Genomic DNA, 2,022 nt, shown 5'->3' with positions numbered 1-2,022 from the left:
CGGCGAGCAGCGGATTGAGCAGGCGGGCGAGGGCGATGAAAAAGCGCTCGAGCGGACGGTGCTCGGCGCGCTCGCCGATCAGCATCGACGGGCGGAAGATGGCGGTGCGCGCAAAGCCGAGCGCGATGACGTCGCGTTCGGTTTCGCCCTTGGTCCGCAGATAGGACGACCGCGACGCCGCGTCGGCGCCGACCGCCGAGACCAACAGCACCGCCTGCGCGCCGTTCGCTCGCGCGATCCGTGCCGTCTCGACCGGATAGTCGTGGTCGATTTGGTAGTACGCCGCCGGATCGGGCGTCTGCTTGCGCGTAGTGCCGAGCGCGATGAAGACGTCGTCGGCTTTGAGCTGCGGCGCCAGCGCCGGCAGCGTCTCGCGATCGCCGATCAGCACCGTCAGCTTCGGATCGTTCAAGCTGAGCGGTCGCCGTACCACCGCGATCACCTGCGCGTAGTCGGGGCTCGCGAGCAGGGCGCGCAGCAGCTGCGCGCCGATCATGCCGGTGGCGCCGAAGATCAGCGCGGTCTTCGGAACGGAGGTGTCGCGGAATGCGCTCATGGCGCGAAGGATGGCACGGAGGCATGCAGCATGGCAACGCCGAGTAGCCTGTCTGAGCGCGGCGAGATGCGGTGTCGATCAGCAGCACTTCTCGAATTTGAAGAAGCCGCCGTCCGGCGGCCCGCCGTCGTGGTCCGGCTGGTGCGGATCGGGGTGACGGTCGCTGTAGTATTCGACGATCTTGAAGCCGCATTTGTTGACGTAGAAATGGATGTTGCGTCGCTCGAAATACGGCGTGTGGGTCTGCCACACGCGCGTCTCAGGATAACGCCGCTCGATCGCCTGCCATGCCGCGAGGCCGAGGCCGCGGCCGTGCGCGGCGGGCGTGATGAAGAAGAAGTCGAGCGAGTTGTGCTGGCTGGCGGAATCGATCGTCACCACCGCGCCGCCGACACGTTTGCCCGCCGAGACGATGTGATAGACCACCGCGCCCGGCTCCCGCAGCGAGCGCTGCACGTCGTCGTCCGACGGGATCGGCCCGTCCGACAGCGCGCCGAACTCTTCGATCACCGCGACGGCGAACGCCTCCTGCAACTGCCGGCCGAACTCCGGCCAGTCGTGCTCGGCCGCAAGCTCCAGCGTCACGCCCTGATCGTCCACCATCCGCTCCTGCCGGCAACCGCGCCCGCGCGCCGCATCGGCGCGCTTTGAAGGGCCGGTGGCTTCGGCGCGGATGGTGGCGACGATAAGGCGCGTGCGTGCGACAAAGTGAGCGCGCTGTTCACAACGGCGCGCGCGACCGGGTGATATTGGGACTACTCGCCCGCCGCGGGTTTGCGGAACTTCAGCACGAAATTGTCGGCCTCGCCGATCGCCGCATAACGCTCGCGGTCGGTGTCGCCGAGCGCGTAGGTCGGCGGCAGCGTCCACACGCCCTTCGGCCAGTTCGCCGTGTCCTTCGGATTGGCGTTGATCTCGGAGGCCGCGACGAAGCGAAAGCCCGCGCGCTCGGCCAAAGCGATCGCGTAGTCCTGCCGGACGTAGCCATCGAGGGCCTTGGGGTCTTGGGCGACATCGCGCTGGCCGCGGTGATCCTCGATGCCGAGGATTCCGCCGGGCTTCAGCGCCTTGTAGAACGTCGCCAGCACCTCGGCGGCGTTGCCCTGCTTCAGCCAGTTGTGCAGGTTGCGGAAGGTGAGGATCACATCGGCCGACTGATCCGGCGCCAGCGCCGCGGCTGATGGATCGAACGCGACGACGCGAACGTTGCCGTAGATCGCCGGATCGGAATCGAGCCTGGCCTTGAACGCGGCTTCCGATCGGCCCGGCTCGGCGGCGGCGACATACGTGCCGTGGTCGTGCAGATAGGGCGCGAGGATCTCGGTCCAATAGCCGCCGCCGGGCCAGATCTCGATCACGCTGGACGAAGGCGTCACGCCGAAGAAGCGCAGCTCCTCGTAAGGGTGCCGGACGGCGTCACGTTTGACGAAGCGCTCGCTGCGCTGGGGACCGGCGATCATGGAATA

3 protein-coding genes are annotated in these 2,022 nt (G+C 67.7%); all 3 read right to left on the bottom strand.

Going from position 1 to position 2,022, the window contains the following annotated elements; translation table 11 throughout:
* On the bottom strand, positions 1 to 556 hold a 556-nt coding region (locus tag I5M_RS00605; protein ID WP_022719629.1), incomplete at its 3' end, for an NAD(P)H-binding protein.
* Positions 557 to 634: 78 nt separating this feature from the next.
* Positions 635 to 1,159, bottom strand: a complete 525-nt coding sequence (locus I5M_RS00600; RefSeq protein ID WP_022719628.1) for a GNAT family N-acetyltransferase — start codon at positions 1,157 to 1,159, stop codon at positions 635 to 637.
* Between the two features lie 152 nt (positions 1,160 to 1,311).
* A partial coding sequence (locus I5M_RS00595) for a class I SAM-dependent methyltransferase (protein ID WP_022719627.1) occupies positions 1,312 to 2,022 on the bottom strand: 711 nt, incomplete at its 5' end.

Origin of the sequence: Rhodopseudomonas sp. B29 (genome assembly GCF_000333455.1) — a bacterium.
Classification (GTDB): Bacteria; Pseudomonadota; Alphaproteobacteria; order Rhizobiales; family Xanthobacteraceae; genus Rhodopseudomonas.
Note: the sequence above shows the minus strand (reverse complement) of the source record. Positions and strands in the feature narration are given on the sequence as shown.